General features: G+C 41.1%; 15 protein-coding genes. 1 reads left to right on the forward strand and 14 read right to left on the reverse strand.

All coding sequences use genetic code 11. The annotated features are described in order from the left end of the window. Positions 1-36: 36 nt before the first annotated feature. From IR083_RS02495 to IR083_RS02550, 13 genes are all read right to left on the reverse strand, one after another. Entirely contained in the window at positions 37-1,512 is a 1,476-nt protein-coding gene (locus IR083_RS02495) for a calcineurin-like phosphoesterase C-terminal domain-containing protein (RefSeq protein WP_194223115.1), read from the reverse strand. 9 nt (positions 1,513-1,521) lie between these two features. Continuing rightward, positions 1,522-2,991: a calcineurin-like phosphoesterase C-terminal domain-containing protein gene (locus IR083_RS02500; RefSeq protein WP_006797792.1), complete on the reverse strand. Its 1,470-nt coding sequence runs from the start codon at positions 2,989-2,991 to the stop codon at positions 1,522-1,524. A gap of 76 nt (positions 2,992-3,067) precedes the next feature. After that, positions 3,068-5,041: a glycoside hydrolase family 97 protein gene (locus tag IR083_RS02505; RefSeq protein WP_194223116.1), complete on the reverse strand. Its 1,974-nt coding sequence runs from the start codon at positions 5,039-5,041 to the stop codon at positions 3,068-3,070. 20 nt (positions 5,042-5,061) lie between these two features. Further along, positions 5,062-6,360, reverse strand: coding sequence for an alpha amylase family protein (locus tag IR083_RS02510; RefSeq protein WP_194223117.1), 1,299 nt, complete (start codon positions 6,358-6,360; stop codon positions 5,062-5,064). A 36-nt stretch (positions 6,361-6,396) separates the two neighbouring features. Then, a complete protein-coding gene (locus tag IR083_RS02515; protein WP_194223118.1) occupies positions 6,397-7,650 on the reverse strand; it encodes a family 10 glycosylhydrolase in 1,254 nt (417 codons plus the stop codon). An 85-nt stretch (positions 7,651-7,735) separates the two neighbouring features. Further along, positions 7,736-9,202 (reverse strand): DUF5018 domain-containing protein, encoded by a 1,467-nt coding sequence (locus IR083_RS02520; RefSeq protein ID WP_194223119.1) that lies wholly within the window; start codon positions 9,200-9,202, stop codon positions 7,736-7,738. 31 nt (positions 9,203-9,233) lie between these two features. Further along, the gene (locus IR083_RS02525) at positions 9,234-9,674 is read right to left on the reverse strand and encodes a hypothetical protein (protein ID WP_194223120.1); all 441 of its coding nucleotides are present in this window, start codon (positions 9,672-9,674) and stop codon (positions 9,234-9,236) included. Between the two features lie 19 nt (positions 9,675-9,693). After that, a complete protein-coding gene (locus IR083_RS02530; RefSeq protein WP_194223121.1) occupies positions 9,694-11,409 on the reverse strand; it encodes a RagB/SusD family nutrient uptake outer membrane protein in 1,716 nt (571 codons plus the stop codon). A gap of 21 nt (positions 11,410-11,430) precedes the next feature. Beyond that, the gene (locus IR083_RS24540; RefSeq protein ID WP_242052334.1) at positions 11,431-12,114 is read right to left on the reverse strand and encodes a hypothetical protein; all 684 of its coding nucleotides are present in this window, start codon (positions 12,112-12,114) and stop codon (positions 11,431-11,433) included. A gap of 53 nt (positions 12,115-12,167) precedes the next feature. Then, on the reverse strand, positions 12,168-14,177 hold the full coding sequence (locus IR083_RS02535; protein ID WP_242052335.1) for a SusC/RagA family TonB-linked outer membrane protein: 2,010 nt from the start codon (positions 14,175-14,177) through the stop codon (positions 12,168-12,170). Between the two features lie 64 nt (positions 14,178-14,241). Further along, positions 14,242-15,417 (reverse strand): AGE family epimerase/isomerase, encoded by a 1,176-nt coding sequence (locus tag IR083_RS02540; protein WP_194223122.1) that lies wholly within the window; start codon positions 15,415-15,417, stop codon positions 14,242-14,244. A 32-nt stretch (positions 15,418-15,449) separates the two neighbouring features. After that, positions 15,450-16,850 (reverse strand): sugar porter family MFS transporter, encoded by a 1,401-nt coding sequence (locus IR083_RS02545; protein ID WP_194223123.1) that lies wholly within the window; start codon positions 16,848-16,850, stop codon positions 15,450-15,452. 10 nt (positions 16,851-16,860) lie between these two features. Beyond that, entirely contained in the window at positions 16,861-17,964 is a 1,104-nt protein-coding gene (locus IR083_RS02550) for a DUF4434 domain-containing protein (protein ID WP_006797782.1), read from the reverse strand. A gap of 1,981 nt (positions 17,965-19,945) precedes the next feature. Between IR083_RS02550 and IR083_RS02555 the strand changes: the two genes are divergently transcribed. Continuing rightward, positions 19,946-21,157 carry an ROK family transcriptional regulator gene (locus IR083_RS02555; protein WP_006797780.1) on the forward strand — a complete coding sequence of 404 codons (1,212 nt, stop codon included), beginning with the start codon at positions 19,946-19,948 and terminating at the stop codon, positions 21,155-21,157. A 212-nt stretch (positions 21,158-21,369) separates the two neighbouring features. Here IR083_RS02555 and IR083_RS02560 read toward each other — a convergent pair whose 3' ends face one another. Beyond that, the gene (locus IR083_RS02560) at positions 21,370-21,597 is read right to left on the reverse strand and encodes a hypothetical protein (protein ID WP_044215315.1); all 228 of its coding nucleotides are present in this window, start codon (positions 21,595-21,597) and stop codon (positions 21,370-21,372) included. Positions 21,598-21,710 lie beyond the last annotated feature (113 nt).

Consider the following 21,710-nt stretch of genomic DNA (forward strand, 5'->3'; position numbering starts at 1 on the left):
TAATATTTTATGATTTACACTTAATATTCTTCTTTATTATTTTATTTTCTTCGGTATTCCGGTATATACATTATCAAACCGGTCTATCACCTCTATTTTTATCTCAGCGTTTTTATCTATCGGTTCGGCATAGAATAAATGTTCTGTCGGTCCCGCCCCGATATATTTATACCGGAAGTTTTCCCGGTTTTTCTCTACATAATCCACAACGCCGGGATCCCAGCCCCTGTACTGCTTCATCTCGCCCATTTTAGCTCCGTTTTCGTACCAATATACTTTCCATTGAGGATCATAATTCCATACGTTTGCTATAATGGCGTCTGGTTTATGTTTATCGGCTCCCGGCAGATATGAATCAAACTGATAATCCTTATCTTTTCCTATCGGTTTATAATACCATTTCACACGGTTTCCGTCAAACTCATAAACAGCATATCCTAAAGGGGTACCGTCACTATTATAGGGAGCTTGCCAGAAAATACCACAGAGGGCAGCATGAACATGCTCGAAGAGATTATCTGCCAACTGATAATTTTCGTTATAATGTTCATGCCCCGAAAGAATTAAAGCGTTGTATGGTTTTAGCATTTTGTAAAGGCTATTCCTGTTTTGAAGCACTTTGTTCATTTCTTCCTTTACATATTCTCCTTTCCGGGCTTCGGGTGAATAAGTTGGTATATGGAAGGCAACAACTACAGTGGAACCTTCGGGAATAAGAGCCAAATCCTGTTCGAGCCAGCATAACTGCTTTTCATCAAGATAGCCGATGGAGGAATATCCCCGGGCCGTAAAGAATACATCATCAAGGACAATATAGTGAACTTTACCTCTGTTGAATGAATAGTATGCCGGCCCTAGCGCTTTTTTGAAAGTTTCCTTCGAATAATGGTTCGATCTTCCGTCCACATCCATATCATGGTTCCCGGCAGCATAGAAGAATGGGATATTTGTTTTGGCAAACATCTGTTTTATCGGTTCCAAAAACTTTGGCTCCCTGCTTATCTCCGCTATTATATCACCGCAAATCATACCATGCACGGGCAGATGCTTATAATATTGGTTAACCAGCAATTCCATATCTTTTAACGCTCCTCCCAGCATGGGTATTTCCTCATCGAATCCGACCTGAGGGTCGGCACAGGCAATCAGGACATGCTTATCTTCATTTTGTTCGGATTTTTCCAGTATAAAATTAAATTTTTGTTTCAATCCGGATTTGTCGGTTATCCGCTGGAAATAGTGAGGGGCATTATCCTTCACCGGAATAATATAGCCCGGTGGTACAGATATATACACAAAGTCGGCAGTGGCATTGCTCAACAACTTATATTCACCCCTATTATCAGTGGTAACAATATTATAGCCATCGGTCACGGCAACCCCAGAAATGGCAGATCCCTTACTATCAAGGACTTTCCCTGACAATTCTATATTTCGTAAATCTACCTGAGCATTTATATTTACCGATGAAATAAATATAACTACCAGATAAAAAAATTTGCAGGCCGGCATATTTGTTTATTATTTAAGTTCTTCAATATAAGAGTTTCCAAAACGGTCGATAACCTCTACCTTTATTCTGGCCTCCTTATCCTTAGGGATAGCAAAAAACAAATGATCTGTCTGCTTAACAGAGATCCAGTTATATCTGAAATTCTTCCCGTTATCTTTTACATAGTCGCGAATATTAGGGTCGTATCCGGTAAACCGTTCCATTTCGCCCATCCTCACATTATCCTCATACCAATATATTTTCCATGAAGGATCATAATTCCAAACATTTGCTGTTATCGCATCCGGTTTTTCCGGACTAGCTCCCAGTGGATATAAATTGAACTGGTAATTCCGATTTTTCCCGATTGTCTTAAAGTACCATTTCACATTATCTCCGTCAAATTCATAGACTCCGTATCCCGAAGCTGTTCCATCATGGCACCACGGCGCCTGCCAGAAAAGACCGCAAATCGCTGCATGATTATGTTCGAAGATATTACCGGCAAGGATATAATTTTCGTTTTGGTGTTCATGCCCCGAAAATATATGGGCATTGTATGGCTTAAGTATTTTATATAGGGATTGGCGGTTCTGCAAGACTTTGGTCGGAGGTTCTTTACTATATTCGCCTCTACGGGCTTCCACCGAATAAGAGGGTATATGCATGGAGACAACAACTGTAGACCCTTCAGGCACAAATGCCAAGTCCTGTTCCAGCCAGTTGAGTTGTTTCTCAGGAAGATATCCGATATAGTAAAAACTATTTCCGGCATAAAAAACATCGTCCAAGACCACATAATGGATTTTGCCTCTGTTGAACGAATAATACGTTGGACCAAAATGCTTTTTATATAATTCTTTCGCATAATTATCCGATCTTACATCGAGATTTATATCATGGTTTCCCACGGCAAAGAAGAAAGGGATATTCATTTGCCTGACAATATCTTTCATCGGTTCATAAAGTCTTGGCTCTTTGCCTGTATCGTGGATAATGTCTCCACATATTATGCCATAAACAGGCCTGTCGGAATAATCATCTCTTATTAGTTCCGATACATCTGAAGCAGCTCTTTCCACGAAAGACAATTCGTCCATGAAGTTTACCTGAGGGTCCGCCCACACTATAAAAGTGTGTTTATTATCATCAACACTGGATTTCTGTAATTCAAAATCTATTTTTTGCTTCTTTTTGTCACTCTTTTCTATTTTTTTGAAAAAGCAAGGCACTTTATTTTCAATCGGAATTTTATATCCCGATGGTACTGTGATATATATGTATTCGGAAGTTCCGTTACTCAATAATTTATATTCCCCCTTCTCATTTGTAATCACGATATTAATACCGTCAGTAACAGGGACTCCGGCGATACCTTTACCCTTTTCGCTGACTCTGCCGTAAAATTCTCGTGTCCGCAAATCGGCTTGCGCTTTACCATTGGTTACAGGCAAGGCGGTTAATATGATTAAGATATAAATTAGTTTTCTTTTCAACATATCCGTACTTTATCTTTTCAAAGGTTCTATGGCCTGCACAGATAAAAGCGGCAGGCCATAAACAAAACTTAAATATTTATTCCACAGGCGTAAGTATAGCAGCCCATCCGCCGCCTTTAGCCATATTTATATCTAAAGTCTGGCCTCCGGAAACGTGTTTGGTTTCTATTTTGAAATCGGAACCGTATCTGTTTGCATTTACTCCGTCTCTCAGTATTTCCGCTTTATATTTACCCTCCCCTATAAAATTAAGATTAACACTGAGTTCGCGCTGATCCCAATTGGTAAGTGAAGCGATAAACCATTTACTTCCGCTGCGGCGGGCGATAGTGAGATACTTTCCCGCTTCGGCTTCGATTGCTCTGGTTTCGTCCCATACAGTCGGAATCTGTGCAATGAAAGAGGTAAAATCAGATGTCTTATAATAGTTGGACGGACTGTCCGCGAACATCTGTAGGGGACTCTCAAACGCAATGAATAAGGCTCCCTGATGCGCTCGTGTTCCCTGGCTCATCGGATGAATAAAATTCATATGGAAGTCGTTTTCCGTCGTATTAACGGTCGCCCCCGGCGTATAATCCATCGGACCTGCTACCATACGGGTGAAAGGCAATATCAGATCGTGGTTGGGAGAAATATCATGCGAAGACTTGTTATGCTCCAGCCCGTAAACTCCTTCATAGGTCATTACATTCGGATACTTGCGATGCAATCCCGAGGGTTTGAACGAACCATGAAAATCAACCAGCAATTGCCTATCGAACGCCGCTTTTCCCACATTTTCATAGAAATTTACCATTTCCTGATCGTTGCGCTGCATAAAATCAATTTTCACACCTTTTATCCCCCACTGCTTATATAAGTCGAGGATTCCTTCTAAATCTTCATGCAGTGGATTCCATAAAGCCCATAATACAAGCCCTACATTTTTTGTCTTTCCGTACCTGACCAATTCCTGCACATCGACATCCTTATTTGGCTCGCGGATATTCCATGTCCCAGCAGACCAGCCCTCATCCAATAATATATATTCCAATCCGTATTTTGCGGCAAAATCTATAAAATATTTATACGTCCGGGTGTTGACTCCCGCCTCAAAATCTACGTCATATATATTCAGTGTACTCCACCAATCCCAGGAGATGCGACCGGGTTTTATCCAACTCTTATCTCCGGCTACGCCCGGAGTGGATAACTGATATACCAGATTATTTTCCAACAAGGATTTGTCGTCAGGGCCGATTATCAGCAATCTCCATGGAAAATTTCTCTTTCCTCCTGTTTTTGCAATATAATCGGCATTGAGAACAATCTCTTCATTACGGTCCGATCCTTCTTTTATTTTTTTTTCTAAAATGACAGGAGGAAATACTCCATTTAATTTTTGCGTGGCTGTTCCTGATAAAAACAGATTCGGATAGTCGAACAAATCGGCTTCCATTATAACCATCTTTGTGCCTGATGCTGAAGATAAATAAATCGGAAGATAAGCATATTTCTGATTCGGAATATCCGAAACGGATATATAATCGAAATGACCTTCGCAGTGTGTGATAAAGTTCGGGCTGCTCTCTTTCGGCCAATAGGTACTGTAATTACCTCCCAGATTAAATTCTACAGTTTCGTTCTCTATATGTATTTTCTGTGATGACACAGACGTTTCAAATCTGTAGGCCGCACCATTATTATAGACACGGAACGTTACGGCATAACCACCTTTGAAGGTCAGGGTCATTTCATTGAAGTTGTCCTGCATTTTCCGGAATTTAGTGGGAACTACAACTTCAAAAGCCTCATCGACAGACCGCCTGTTTACTTTTTGCGCCGAAACATTTATCCCGAACACCTCGTTGCTTTCTTTAACCGTCATCGCTATTCTGCTCGGCTTCAGTATCGTTTCGTTATTGAAATTCACACTCCAGCTAAGTTCTTTTCCATCAGAAACCTTTACTTGTATTTTATGGTCAGGAGAAGATACGATATAGTCTTTCCCATATATAAGACCTATAGAAAAACAAAAAAGTATAATGGAAGCTATTGCTTTGTTCATATTGTTTTTATTTCTGTTTATTATTTATATACGCGATTTATCCCGTCTTTTATCGCGTTCCATTGATTGAAATTAATAACATGCGATATCTCAAACACCATCAGCCCGTCTGTGTTTTTGAGGCATAGATATACAGCATCCGAAACTTTGGAAGCATTGCTTCCATATGCAGGGGTATTTATCGAACCATTTACTTTACAATCACCCATTGTAAATTTGTCGTACGTAGTCACAAAATTTTCCACAGACCAAACAGAATTAGGGGCCTCAGATTTCCAAATGGCATCGGCATACGCACCTAACGAAAACACATCCAACTGGTCGGCAAAACCTGTTTTGCTATAATTACTTGTAAACTGCCAACCATCCAGTTTGTAATTTTTGCTGGCCCAGTTCTGCCCTACACCATATCGGGAACCCCAATCGGCAGACGCCCACAAATGAAGCTCCATCTTCGGATTAACGGATTTTACTTTCGAACGGATATTCGTTATCAGATTCGTTATCGTCATCGAACGGAATTCAATCCACTTCTGATATTGAGGCCCCGGCGCCCCGGTAGCCGTAAGTATATTGTTTTTGTCGGTCACTGTTTCCCCGCTATATGCCTGAAAAGCCGAGATAGTAGCGTCGCTGAATCCGTAATTATCATACCACCAACGGCAATAATCCAGACATATTCCTTTTAGCTTAGGGTATTTTGTAGCTATTTCTTCTATAATGGAAACGACGAATGATTGTACTTCAGGCAAGCATGGATTTAGCATCGCGGCATCGACATTCTCCTCATTGCGTATATCCACTAAATCGTTCGGATTGTTGTTATTCATTCTCATTTGTGTTTTGCCATCCCATGTATGGTTATCATAGATCAGCCCCTCTTTTTTTCTCGTGTAACCGAATCCAAGAGCGGATATACTTGCGATGACTTTAATATCCTGGCGTTCGGCTTCTTCAATCCAATATCCAAGATAATCCCAATCGCGTGTCACCGTTTCAGTATCCCATTTGGTTAGTTGGGGCAGAATATCACTATCGTATAAGGCATAGCCAATTCCCGGCTTCACATCCACATAGATTTCATTGAAGCCTGTCGCTTTCATTTTTTCCAAAGATGATTTAATAGCTTCTTTAGTCGAAAAACGGCTGAAATTCGCATGAGCATCGATCCACATCTGTATCGGTTTATCAGCCATAGGCGGTTTATCCACGTCTATAGGAATCTCGGGTTTATTATTATCACCATTACCGCCATCATCGCCGGAACAACTTATCACTGAACATAGAACTGCCAGCAGTAATAATACATATCTTATCATGCGTAAATAAATTTTAGGATACATTGTTTTTTCTTCTTAGTTATTATTTCCCTCTGCGCGTCCGATACCTCGCTTGATATCGTCCCACATATTATATTTTATCACCTGTACAATATCAAATACCATCAGGCCGGCACTCTGAGTGAGACACACGTAAACAGCGTCTTCCATATTTTTTATATTATTCTCACCATAGACTGTCCCGTATATTTCACAGTCATCTCCAATAAGTTTATACGCGCGGTCTATCGCATATTCTATCGATTCGTTATTATCCAGCCCATATACATCGTACAGGTATGAACCCAGCATGAATACATCCAGCTGATCGGCAAAACCCGTATTTTTATAGGTCTCCAAAGCCCATTCAGGAAACATTTCTGATGGGTCGTAATGCTTCTTGCTGCCCCAGTTTTGTCCGTTTCCATAAATGGAATGTATCCACGAAGCTGCCCAGTAGTTCAATTTCATATCGGGTTTCTTGCCTTTGATTGTTTTACGGATACTACTAATAAGGTTTGTGATAGTAGTGGAGCGGAATTCCCACCACTGCTTGTAATATTTACCCGGGACACGTTCAGCCTTGTCATTATAAGTGAAAATATCTTCGGGAAAACGTTCCACTTTTTTCCCAATGAATTTTTCAAACGCCACACGTGTCGAATCCGAGAAATCGTAATTGGCATTGCAAAAACGGCAATAATCCAAAGTAAAAGCGTCAAAGTCGTAATTAGATACGATTTCTGAGACATATTCCGAAACAAGTGTTTGCACAGACGTTAATGCGGGATTCAGGAAAACAGCATATTCGCTGGTTTCTTTCATACTTTTCAATCCGTCGGGTGTATAAGCTATACAAACTTTATCGTCCCACGAAGTATCTTCATAGGCTGTTCCCGTTTTTTGCCTGACCAGTCCGGCTGGAAGTATCCCGGCCGAAACAGTTACTTTCATATTTCGCTTACGGGCCTCGTCTATAAAGAATTGCAGGTAATCCCAGTTTCGTTCGTACACATAACCGTCTCCGAACGTCGTCAAAGGCTTCAATATTTTACTTTTGTATAATACATCTCCCTCCATCGGGCGCACATCCACCACAATCCCATTAAACCCTGTATTTTTGGCAAGATCTAAATAGAAACGTATGCTATCCTGATCCGAAAAACGTTTGAAATTGGCCTCTGCGTCGAGCCAGAGTATTTTAGGTTTTCCGGTATCGGTCTCTTTCTCCTTGTTGGAACAAGCAGTGCATACAAACACTATAAAAAATAAGATTAGAATATTTCTCATATTAATTAACAATAAATATCCGGTGTTTCCGGATGAAAAAGGAAAGCCCCTGTTTTTTGAAAGAGGCTTCCCTATAATCGGGTAATTATTCGAAACAAGTCAATTTATAAGTGTACAATCCGAGCCGGCCAAACCAGACAGCCAGATAAGCTTCATTGTTTTCCTCGCTCCAGTACCAGTCCACATATGAACCATAGCTCCAGTTACGGTTTACACTTTCGGCGATATTAAGATTTTGATGGGCCAGTGTTTGCAAATCGGATGTCAACACTGCGGCCGCGTGCCACCATGCTGTTCCACTGGTTACCACCACATAACTTTTCCCATTGACAACCATTCCACATACCACCGGAGCACGGCCACCTGTACGGGCTGTGGCGAATCCGGTTCCTACCCACCATGCCTGGAGCGTATTCTGCCAAAGCGGAGGCATAGTCGAAGTGGTCAACCCGGAAAACGTATTAATATAACAATGAATCGAATTGGCTGCACCCGCTGTGCCTTCGGTGTCACCCACTACATAGCTTGGAGAGTCGGAGTCGTCAAGCGGGGAAATCATCTGGAATCCGGCACTGTCTCCACTTGAAAAGCCGGTTTCTATTGTGGAATAGCTCGACGCGAGTTGTCCTCCCGTAACCTTGACGCGGTAATGTTCGCCTTTTGGTCCACGAGGGGCTAAAGCCGTAATCCAAGCATTACCTGTAATATCGCCTGCTACCTGGAAATTAGCCGACCCATCAGTAGACGAAGCCATATTCACGGCTATTTTACCCACCGATTTAGGAGCGTCTGTTGGCTGAACCCAGTAGAATATTTCGGTTTCGTTTCCGGTAACTACAGCCCCTACAAGCCTACCTTTATAGTCGGATGTAATCATCTTCAGATTAGCTACAGAGATGGAACCCAAATTAAATGAACCGGCATCGTTCAGCGTGTTTTTATCCACCACTTTGATACAATACGGAGAAGCAGGGTTGGCGTCGATGTATGCACGTGAAAGCATTACAATATAATTACCGCAATAGGCATGGTACATATTCAGGTCGCCATACTGCTTCGAATCAGGTAGATCAAAGTTACCTTGCTGACCGGGATAGCCCATCTGATCGAATTTTTTTGCTGTTCCTATCTCAGCGTAACTGAATCCTTCTCCATATGGTAACTGATCGGAAATACCCCACCCCACGGTGTAATCACGCTTATTTTTTCCATCTTCCGAGGTAACGGTATATTTCACACCACCGGCCTGTGCAAAGTTTTGAGGAATATCCGGATCAGGTGTCACTGTCGCCCCCTTCGACAGATAGAAAGTAGGTACAGCCGATTTTAGCGCTTCTTCCGCGTCGATATAAGGAGAAACCTTAATAGTGACTGTATTGTCGCCATTTATCACTCCCCTAAAAACAGCAGGTTTATCCCCAACTGTCCCCTCAACCGAAAAAGACAGGGTTATTTCCGCTTCGCTGTTCAGGTCATCGTCTTTACAGGCACCAAACGAAACGATGCAGCAAAGAGCTAACATTGAATATATATTAAAGATTAAGTTTTTCATAACGAAATAATTTTTATATAAATAATAAAAGTTATTCATAATAACCTCTTACACGGTATTGGCGTGTGGTTCCTATTCCCGACTTCACGGTAATTATAATACCTTCACCCGTAATGTCATGTCTCCCGGACAAAGATGGCGTGATAAATTCATCATACGTCACTGTTGCCGTTAAATAGATATTCGTCAGATCCACGTCATTTTCAAGTGATTGGGATATTGCAAATAAAACCAGTCCATAACCGCCCTCAACTTCTTCCTGTGTGAAATCACCGCTTACAAGGTTGCCATTTTTGTCATACTCCATAATCTCTCCACGAAATTCGCTGGCACCATGCTGCGCTTTACAAATCATTTGCGAGATTGTATTAGTATTATGCACATGATCTTCATCGGCATCGGTACACCTCCATAACAAGACTGTCAATAAGATGCTCAGAGCCAGTGCTCCTATTTTAGTTATTTTCTTCATTTCCGATATTTTTTATAGTTTACCAATATGGATTATTGTCACCTAACTTGTTATTGTTGGCAAGTTCTGCCGTAGGCAGTGAAAAATAGTAATATTTTTCGAGGAATATACGAGGAGCTCCCGCATCACAATTTACTCTGGCATAAGTGTAAGATCCATTATCATTTGTTACTTTCACTCCATGCGCATTTTGTCCATTAATAACGTTTTCAGCCAGTTTCCAACGACGCAAATCCCAATAGCGGAAACCTTCGCCAGCCAACTCCACGCAGCGTTCTTTACGCAACAGTGTCATAAACGCTTCTTTGGTCGCGGCATCTTTCGCAGGTAATCCTACTCTGGCCCGTACTTCATTCAGTGCGCCTAAAGCCTGAGTCTTGTAACGGATATAATCCAGTTCAGCATACGCCTCAGCTTTATTAAGCAATACCTCGGCATAACGGAGTACCGCATCGTACTGGTAGCTTCCCTGCTCTACAAAGCGGGTGTAATTCTCCTGTAAATATTTACGCAGATAATAGCCAGTGCAAGTATGTCCGCCGGTACTCGCGGACATGGTGAAATCTTTAAATTCATCGGCTCCACCTTCCCATGTCTGTATCTGGCGGCCTTCCCATTCAGCGCCGTTAAACAATATAGTAGCATGAAAACGGGGTTCCCTATCTGTATAAGGATCTGTATGATTAAGAGTATAAGTACTCCAGCTGAAATCGGTTCCGTCGCTGAACTCATACATATCCGCCAGTTCAGCCGTCGGTACATGTTCTGCATATATAGCGTCCGTTTTATAAACGGCCCTGTCGCCGAAAGGACGGTTGTACTGGTCGAAACTGTGAGGCACACCGGGATCTGTGTCCGAGGCACTTGGCTTGTAATATAATGCGAATAAGATTTCCTTCGAGTTATCCTGTTTCCCATCCACCTGAAACACTTTCGAATAGTCAGGAGCGAGATCTCCACCTAACTCCTTCACTTTTTCAGCGGCGTCTACGGCTATCTGCCATTTACCTGCATATAAAGCCATTCTTGAAAGGAATCCGTAAGCGGTTTTCTTTGTTGCACGCCCTTCCCATTCGGCAGGCCATGAATCAGGCAAGCGTTCGGCAGCCCATTGCAATTCACTTATTACAAAGTCCCAACTTTCGGCTTCAGTAAGGCGGGCCCTATGCACATCTTCCTGATAGGCACCATCGTCTACGCCGCCGTTTATACCGGAAACATCCGTGCGAAGCACCACTCCTCCATAGACACGGATCAAGCGATAATATGTGAAAGCACGGCAAAGTCGTACCTCCGCGCGGCGTACATTACACCAGTCTTCTCCAAACCTGTTGTCAGCGTCGTAACGCCTCATTTCGTCCAACAATACATTGGCACGGCGAATACGGTCATTATATAACCCCCAACAATCAAATGCACCCGCACTACCGGTTGAAAACGAGCTGGCTTGCAATAAAACCTTATTATATGAATGGTTATACAAATCCCATGATGTGGATTTCATCAGATCGGAATAGCTGTCATAGAATACACTGCGACTGTTGCTCACCTGCGAAATATCAGTAAAGGTTTTATAAGATGCTGTGATATACAAGTCGGCCGCATCTGACGAACCCCAGACTGCATCGCTCGACAATACCCCCGTATTCTCCAAATCCAAAGCGTCATGGCAGGAAGGCATACACAGAGTTAAGGCGACGGCACTTAATAATTTTATAATTGTTCTCTTTTTCATTTTTTTTTCCTCTTCACATTATTAGAATGTTACTTTAAGTCCCAAACTATAGGTTTTTTGTTGCGGATAATATCCGTTACTTACCGACGGGCTTTCGGGATCAACATATTTGAAATGACTGAACGTAAGCAGGTTGGTCCCTGCCAGATAGATATTCACCGAGCTAAACGGAGTGCTTTTCAATACTTTAGAAGGAACATTATATCCGATATTCGCGTTTTTCAGGCGCAGGTACTCACCGTTTACAAGCCACCATGTGGAATGCCATGCATTGTTGCCGCTATTTACGGTAGTCAATCTCGGATATTTGGCATTCGGATTTTCAGGCGTCCATGCTCCTTCGATACGGTAATAAGGCGAATTGCCGTTCTCGGCGAACGAAGCTGTATAATTCGTGGACGAGAGTACTCCCGTATCATATGTACCGGACAGTGTATAGTCGGTATTCGTAACACCCTGCCATAATAATGTGGCATAAAAGTTTTTGTATGACAGGTTCATATCAAGCGAGAAAGTAATTTCGGGAACATCTCCGTATCCGATTTTTACATAATCATACATTGAACTGATAATCCCGTCTCCATTCACATCTTCATATTTTATATCCCCCGGACGCAGGTTTCCTGACGGCGCTATCGGATAGTTGTCTATTTCTTCCTGACTCTGAAACAATCCGAGAGCCTTAAAGCCATATCTTGCATTCATGGATTGTCCCAGCTGACTGCGGTAGAGAGGATGATCGTCCGGATTGATTATCTTCAGTACATATTACCCGCAGTTCCGACGCTGGCCCTGATTTTGAAAAAGTCAACATTGGGGAATGCATTAGAGAAAAACTCTTCTTCCGAAACCACCCAACCCGCCGAAGCCATAGGAAAAGTACCCCAACGGTTCTCAGGCGCGAATACATATGATCCATCACGACGAACCACTACTTCCGCCAAATATTTTTTATCGAACACATAGTTGAGCCGTCCCACGTAAGAGGCCGTTCCATCAGAATACTTATGAGATCCCGTCACTGCCTGCCAACCTTTTGGAAGGGAGAGTAATCCCATGCTTATATCGACAGCTACGTCACTGTAAAATCCCCGGGCCGCTCCGGTCATCGTATTCGAATAACTCTTTTTAGTTTCGAATAACAGCGTAGCGCTTATAGAATGTTTACCAAATTCGCGGGAATAATCAAATTGCGGGCGCAACATCCATGTATCGCCCCACGACGCTGATTTGGAATATGAATTACCTTTTGTGTATCCACTGGCTCCGGAAACTCCCTGATCAAAATTTCCGTTAATGGAGTATACCTCATAGTAACGGTCGTAATTATCATCGGTTGTATTGCTGTAATTATAAGCGGCGAATACTGATGCTTTCAATCCCTTCAATACATCCGTCAGACCGGAAAGGTCGTATTCCAGCTTATAATTGGAGTTGAGCTGCCATTGGGTATTATTCTTCCAACCCGATTCTGTCAGGGCGGCATAACCGTTATTGTTGTACGTCCCGTTATTCCATGCCACATTCATACCGTCATATTCGGACTTGAAGATAGGTATGGCTGCTATAGCCTGCCTGATCGGGCTGAATTCGGTTTGGTTACCAATAGCCGTACCCGGCCAATGCCGATCCCTACGGTCCCCTGACAGTCCTATGCTGAATTTCAAATTTTTAGCTACCTGAATATCAAGGTTAGTGCGTACATTATAACGCTTTAAATCTGTATTAATCAATGTTCCTTCCTGATTCATGAAACCTATGCTCGCATAATATTTTACTCTTTCGGTGGCGCCCGAAGCTGAGATATTATGTTGCTGGGTTATTCCGGTTCTGAAGATTTTATCCAGCCAGTCGGTCTGACCAAATATACTGTTCGGGTCATCGCTCATCACTTTATTCTGAATACCGGCCGTCCACAGAGGATCAAGCCCATCCATCTGGCGGGCTTTGTTATGCCAGTACATATAGTCCCTCGCGTTCAGGTACTCGGGCATCGCCGTATTTGCCGTCCATGTCATAGAACCATCATAAAAGATTTTGGCAGGACCTTCGCTTCCCGATTTCGTAGTAATCAGGATAACCCCATTTGCACCCTGAATACCATACACGGATGCCGCCGCATCTTTTAGCACGGATACGCTTTCGATATCATTCGGATTCAGATTATCTATTGTACGGGGTACTCCGTCAACAACTATCATCGGGCCATTACCGCCGGCAAACGAATTCAATCCGCGTACATAGAACGTTGCCCCGTCATCGCCGGGTTTGCCCGACCGCTGAAGGCTAGTCAATCCGGGCAGTTTACCGGTAAGCATATTCGAGACATTCTGCATTGGTGCTTTTACTATATCCTCAGATGTAATCTGCGAAACAGAGCCTGTCAGGTGCGCGCGTTTTTGGACACCGTATCCCACAACCACCACTTCGTCGAGTTCCTTCAGATTTTCGACCAATGTGATATTTATCTCAGAGCGGTTTCCTACTATCACAGTTTGAGGCTTAAAACCCAGAAACGAGAACTCAAGCGACGCATCACCGGAAGGCACCGTGATTTTATACGCACCGTCTATATCCGTAAACGTACCCACTGTCGCGCCTTTCAACACGACAGAAACACCAGCCAACGCTTCCTGATGAGAGTCAGTAACTTTCCCTGTTATTGTTTTTTGGGAATAAGCATTGGACAGACACATAAAAGCACATAATAATATCCATATAAATTTAGGATATCTGCGCTTTCTTTTTTCATCGTAATTAATCTTCATAGTGTCGATGTTAAAATGTTAGCAATTTCTTTTGTTTTTTCATTGAATTTAATAATTATAATAGTCATAGATCATTCTGGTTTTCAGATATTGTCTTATATATCTGATATAGTCCGCGAGGAATGTGGAAACATCCTTTCCATTTTCCTCCTTTAAGGCTCAATAAGACGTCACCTTGCCTGTTAAGGTATCCGTACCATTCGGGGTATTCGTTATCTTTAAAGTGTTGCCATGTATAATTATGTATTGATTCAAACCATTCCGCGCATTCCTGATTTCCTGTCAGGTAATATCCTTTTATTAATGCTATCAGCGTTTCGATATGCACCCACCATAGTTTCTGATCCCATTCCAATTGTTGCGGCGGGCGTCCCAAACGGTCCATATAATAGAAAATGCCTCCGTATTCCTTATCCCAGCCGTAATCAATCATTTTCAAAGTTGTCTCTACAGCCTTGTTTATTAATTCGGGTCTGTTGAGACGATGTCCCAGGTCCATGATAAACCACATAGCTTCTATTGCATGTCCGGGATTCATCAGGCGACCGTCGAAGGTATCTGACAATTCACCATTCACAGTCACGTTCTCTACTATCAATCCTCCTAATTCGGCCCGTAGAAATACTTCCATCACTTCATGGATGCAGTCATCCATCACTTTATTCAGGAACGCTTCCGGCAACAGATGCTCTATCTCCAAAGCCAGATTGCAAAGGATCATCGGCAGCGCGAAATTTTTCAGGTTCCGTGTTCCCGGATATGCCTTATTCCACTTTCCTTTCGGATTATCCACTTTTGATAAAATAATATCGAAAGTCTTACGTGCTATTTCTGCATATTCCTCATTGCCTGTAGCCTTGTTCAATTGCCCGAACGCCATCGTGGCAAACGTATATGAAAATATATTGTAAGGCTCTATCAAAGGGTTACCCTCCCGGTCGAGAGAGAAATACCAGTTGTAATTACCATCGTGTCCGTACTTCTTGAGGAACTCCCCGCCCTGAACGGCACAATCCAACCAATCCTGGCGTTTTTCCACATTATTGTACAACATGGAGAACATCCATACCTCGCGCCCTTGCAGCCAAATAAACTTATCAGTATCGAATACTGTCCCATCCCTGTCGAGGCAAGAAAAATATCCGCCATACTCTTTATCCTGAGAGTTTTTGAGCCAAAAAGGCAATACATTGTCTAGCAGCTCCGATTTGTACTGCTTCTCTAATTTTTTAAAATCCATAAGATTGTATTTTTATATAGTACTTTTCTGATTTATGTTTCCCAGAATTTTTCTATTTCTTCTAACGATTTACCTGTTGTTTCAGGGACTAATTTCCACACAATAAGTATATACGGGATACACATAACCGCAAAGAGAATAAACGTGCCTTCGGGCCGCAGGTTCTGTAACAACCATGGGGTAAGCTGTCCGATCAGGTATGTTCCTATCCAAAGGGAGAATCCGGCAATAGACATAGCCAGCCCACGCACTTTGATCGGATACATCTCCGACAACAAAACCCATATAACGGCACAGATAGATACCGCACAGAAAAAGATGTAGGCAAGAAAGAATATGAGTAATAACACATTAGGTATACCTAAATCATTTCCTTTAACAAAATAGAATGCAATGAGAAGGAGTGAAACTATCATACCCGAAACGCCATAGTATACAAGTTTCTTTCGTCCTATCTTATCGATAATAAAAATTGCCAGAATGGTGGTCAGCATATTTACCAAGCCCACAATCACCTGATAGAAAAGTGAATCGTCGCCCGACAGACCACTGCTTTCGAAAATGGACGGCCCGTAATAAAGTACGGCATTCACTCCCATAAACTGCCCCAGCATAGCAATTGCCACCCCGATAATAACAGCTTTCGTTATACCCGGTTTTAGCAGGATACGCCAGTTTGACCTGGTTTCACTTCCTATTACTCTTTTAGTTTCGTTCATCTCATATGCAGCTGACTCTACCGAACCATATATATGTTTGAGTATGGATTCGGCTCTTACATCACGATTTTTCAATATCAGCCATCTGGGGCTTTCGGGTATGAAGAATATAACAACAAAGAACAGCAAGGCCGGTATCACTGCCATTCCCAGCATACTCCGCCATACTTCGCTATGGAAAATATGATATAATGTAGGATTCGACAATTGTTCCGCGCCGTTTGCAGAATAATTCAACAAAGCATAATTTACAAGGTAAGCTCCCAGAAAGCCTACTGTAACAGCAAGCTGGTAAAGAGATACCAAACGTCCACGGTATTCGGCAACTGATATCTCTGAAATATAAAGCGGCGATATTATAGAGACCACACCGATACCAATACCTCCGACAACGCGTGCTATCACCAAGTGATTGAAATCAGAGGATATAGCACAACCGACAGCAGATATAGAGAAGAGTATGGCTGCTACCAGTAATGTCTTTTTCCGTCCAAAATTATCGCTAAGCACTCCGGCACACATAACGCCGAATATGGAACCTATAAGGGCACATCCCACATACCATCCCTGAGACAAGGCGTCGAGTGAGAATTGAGCTGAAACCTGTGCTATAGTTCCCGAAATCACAGCAGTATCATATCCGAAAAGAAATCCACCTAAAGCTGCAACAACAGACAAAAAGCTTATATATCTTATATTTATAGAAGAATTCATATATGTACTTTTATTTTATTTCGAAATATTCTTTATATCTGTCGTATAAATGCCCTGCTTGTAAATAGGCCGACTGAGGGCTCATAAAGTGTGAAAATTCAAATGTTATGGCCTTATCGTATCCCGCCCGCTTAGCGGCTTCGAGCTTCATCCGCAATTTATCAAACTTGATAGGAAGAAACTTTATAGGCATGTCACGATCGAAAGTCTCTGCATTTGTCCAGCATTGAAGGCCATATTTATCTGCTAGTTTTTTATTCACTTCGAAGAAAGCGTCCAGTTCGTCATAATCTATGTGCCCATCCTGAAAGGCACATGCATCTACCGCTCCTTTTATGCCATCAAATATTTCGCCCCATTCTTTTTCGTGTTCCTGAACTGAAACCGATTCAGTTTTCGACAGCTGGCTCGATGCCGCCATTACAGCCTTTTTGCCATCAATCCATGGTGATATAAATGTAGGTAGCCCGTTCGATACATCTTTACATTGTTTCCCCATCGAATAAAAAGCATTTATTGCTCCTTTGGTTTTTCTGCTGATCTCTCCACTAATATACCATCCGCCGAAACTTTTATATTTTTCACCGTATTTTTTCCATACTTCATCTATAACATATTTATTATGCTCTATTTCGGAAGACAGATCGCCAGTATCCCAATATTCACCCGAATCATAAAGCCCGAAATAAAACTTCATGTTATATTTCTGTGCAAGGCGCAAGTACATATCAACCAAATCGACCGAAGGCATGTAACAACCTTTTTTCAATAAATATTGGGAAGGATATGTAATAAACTTGCGGTATCCGGAACGGATCATTATGACTGTATCGATCCCAATATTCTTCATATGACGAAAATCGAGATCCCACTCTTTTTCGCCCCAGTTCTGATGGGGTATATCATGTGATATTTCATCCAGAAACGTACCCGAAATATGGAGTCCGTTTGCTTTTGGTACTATCAGACTACTCTGGATAGACTCGTCCGCTTTTAAGGTTTTACTGTTATCCGAAGTTTTTCCTCCGCAGGCCGCCACAGCAGGTATTGCTACAGCTGAAACTCCGGCTATTGCCGCTTTTTTGAGGAAATCTCTGCGATTATTTGTTTCCATATAGTATTGGTTATTATTTGCTTACAATTACAATTTATTCCGCTTATATGCTATATTATGATAATAAAATAAAACAATCAAGCTTCTCTTTCGATAATAATACATTAATTATCAAACATATAATTCGGGTATCAGAGCGTCAGGCTTATTAAGGAGTTACGTCAAGTATTCATTTCTACGACAAATATGATAAAATATTTTTTATAAGCAAAGCATTTAATAAAATAATTAATTATATACGATCATTTTTAACATTATAATTAAATACAAGAGCATATCATTAAAAAAATATTCATTAATATAGATTATTCGATACATTAAAAAAAATAGTTCGAAATATATTTAACAATATATCGAAACTTTTAATGAATTATACAAATAAGGGTAGAATTTGATTAAAGGATCTCAATCATTAATCCACATATATTATTAATGCCAATCAGTAGTTAAAGTAATTATTGTAGAATAATATTGTTCTATTTTATCTAACGCGCCTATCGGCTTGTTTTTCATTTTGCCTTGATGCAAAACGAAACAAAAAATCAAGACTGCATCCCTCCGGCGACCCAAAACCGCAGCTCCGGTGGGGCAAAATAATACGGAGTCATCTTTTACCGGATTATCAGCCGTGTATAGCAGCTACCCTATTTTGCCCTACACCTCCGCTTTATGGATTGGGTACCCCGCCTGCGGAATGAGGCCGTTATCGCGATGCGGCGACAGGACTGTGTCTTTTCAGGCTTTAGCTCCGCGTGCGTCAGCCCTTGCGCATTAGTGACGCAGGCGGGGTACCCAATCCGTTGCAGACGGCGTAGAATCAAACGGGGCGATAGCCCGTTTGTTTGATTCAGCCGACGAAACGGTTTTGGGTCGCCGAGGAATTGAAAATCGAGGAGCGTAGGCGACTCAACAGAAGCGCTAGCCTTTTGGTTCGTTTTGGGCAATGCCAAAATGAACATTTAAGCGTAATGAAGTGGAGCTGAAAAAAATTGAACATTAAAATCCAACTACTGATTCGCATTATTATTTATTTTATCTATACAATGATTATCGCAGCAAGCATAATAAAGAAGAGTTCTTTCAAATATTGGCAGCCCCTTAAATCGTTCTTTAGAGGGGATTTACATGAAGAATAAAAGACAGATAAAAAGTAGTGGAAAAGGTGTTACTTTTACATACGCTCCGCTCCTGACCGTTAGCAGGGCAAACGAAATATGTGTTTTTATGCCGAAAGTTTATCTATACATTTTTTAGCTGATAGCCATTAGCTGTTGGCTGATAGCTCTTTGAAGTATTGGTATAAGTAGTAAGTACTAAGTACTAAGTTGAAAGTTATATGAGATACAAGTTGTTCACTGATGACTGACAAGCTAATTATTAATTTTTCATTCTTCATTATTAATTACTTTCCGTGTTACCTTTGTTACCTTTTAACTATATATAGTTAATGAAATAAAAAAATGACAGGATAAAAATAGTAAAAAAGTTGTCAGAAGTGTCAGGTTTTAACCATATACAGTTAATAAATGTAAATGAGATCAATAGCTAAAATCCTCGATTTCGTGCGTTTGCTCTAGGCCGTAGGTTGTTACCTTTTATTTTTAAACACGGAGTAAAGGGAGGAGTACGGAGTTTTTAGAAGAAAAAGTGACAATAAAAATTGTGTGAAAAGTCGTCAGGTTTGTCAGGTTTTGTACATAAGCTATCAGCTAAAAGCTGAAACATGTGTTACCTTTGTTACTTTTTAACTATATATAGTTAATGAACGTAAACATTATTTCAGCTGGAGGAATAATATCAAAACGACTACTATATACGACAAAAGACCTTTTGATTTACTAATAGAAAATTTAAACGCATAAATATTTACTAAACCCATATACCTTTTTAATAACAAACAGGAGATTGAGGATATTTAATAATATTTTTTATTTATATTTGTATTAACATTTGAACGGGGAATATCAATAAATCAGGAAACATGAATATACAGCTGCTTCAGGAAATTGAGCGGGGCACAAAAAGTGCTTTGATCAAGAAGAATATTATTAATTATTATATCCAAAACGGAAGTTCGACCATTACCGAGCTATCGAAAGAACTGGATTTAAGCATACCTACTGTGACTAAGTTTATCAGTGAGATGTGTGAAGACGGATATATAAACGATTATGGCAAACTGGAAACCACAGGGGGGCGATACCCTAATCTATACGGTCTAAATCCGGAATCCGGTTATTTCATAGGCGTCGATATGAAACAGTCTGCTATAAATATAGGGCTGATTAATTTCAAGGGGGACATGGTAGACCTGACAATGGGCATCCCTTACCAGATGCAGAATACTCCAGAGGCAATGAACAAATTGTGCGAATTGATCCTTGCATTCATAGATAAGCAGACTGTAGATAAGAATAAAATACTAAATGTAAATGTGAATATATCAGGGAGGGTAAATCCTGAATCGGGATACAGCTACAGCATTTTCTATTTTGAAGAACGGCCATTGGCTGAGATTCTCAGTGAAAAACTGAACGGCTACAAGGTTACTATCGACAATGATACCCGGGCCATGACCTATGGGGAATATTTGTCGGGCTGTGTAAACAGTGAAAAGAATATCATATTCGTAAATATAAGCTGGGGACTGGCCATAGGAATCATTATAGACGGAAAAGTGTACACCGGAAAATCGGGATTTGCAGGAGAGTTTGGTCACATGAAAATATATGATAATGAGATATTGTGCCATTGTGGAAAAAAAGGTTGCCTGGAAACCGAAGCCTCTGGACTGGCGATGCACCGGCGTCTTTTCGAACTGGTTCATGATGGTGCCTCCTCTTTATTATCGAAAAAAATATTGAAAGATGAACCTGTGACACTAGATGAAATTATCGCCGCCGTTAATAAAGAAGACGTGCTTTGCATAGATTTGGTGGAAGAGATCGGACAAAAACTCGGGGAACAGATTGCCGGGCTTATCAATGTCTTTAATCCCGAAATGGTCATTATAGGGGGAACAGTATCTATGACCGAGGACTATATTATGCAACCCGTAAAAACAGCGATCCGCAAATATTCACTTAATTTGGTAAATAAAGATTCGACGATTGCAATATCAAAATTGAAGGATAAGGCAGGGGTGATAGGCGCCTGTTTATTGGCCAGGACACGACTATTTGAAATATATTAACTCTATCCAAAAAGAACCTTCGCGCCTAACCACTTAAAAATGTATAAATTATCTTATTATATTGCAGATATTAAGAAAGTTTTATATCTTGTGCCTCAAACTATCAACAATAGACTTGTAAAGTCCTGATTAATAATCAGATTTTCTGACTCTAAACAAACTTTGGCTAATATTCAGAAACCTCCGTTATATTTCGGGGGTTTTTTCATAATTTATCGGGCAAACCGGCTCAGATACTTCCCTTTAATTACTCTTAATTTATCCATCACCCGGAATTTTGATAACAATCCGGCCAATACAAGCATTGTTCCTGCCGATAAAAGCAGCCCAAAGAAAAAGTCAAACAAAAGGGAATAACGGTTTAAAAGCAAGGCAAAACCTATAATACCAACACCGATCACAAACTGCTTACTATATATTATGCGAAATAATCTCTTCACTTCAATCTGTTTTTAAGGCTACAAACCTATATTCTGAAGACAAAGATAGTCTTATTTTAATCCTCATTATATAGATACAATCTAATTCTTAGTATTCATCCTGAAAATTAACA

Source organism: Dysgonomonas sp. GY75, assembly GCF_015234155.1.
Classification (GTDB): Bacteria; Bacteroidota; Bacteroidia; order Bacteroidales; family Dysgonomonadaceae; genus Dysgonomonas; species Dysgonomonas gadei.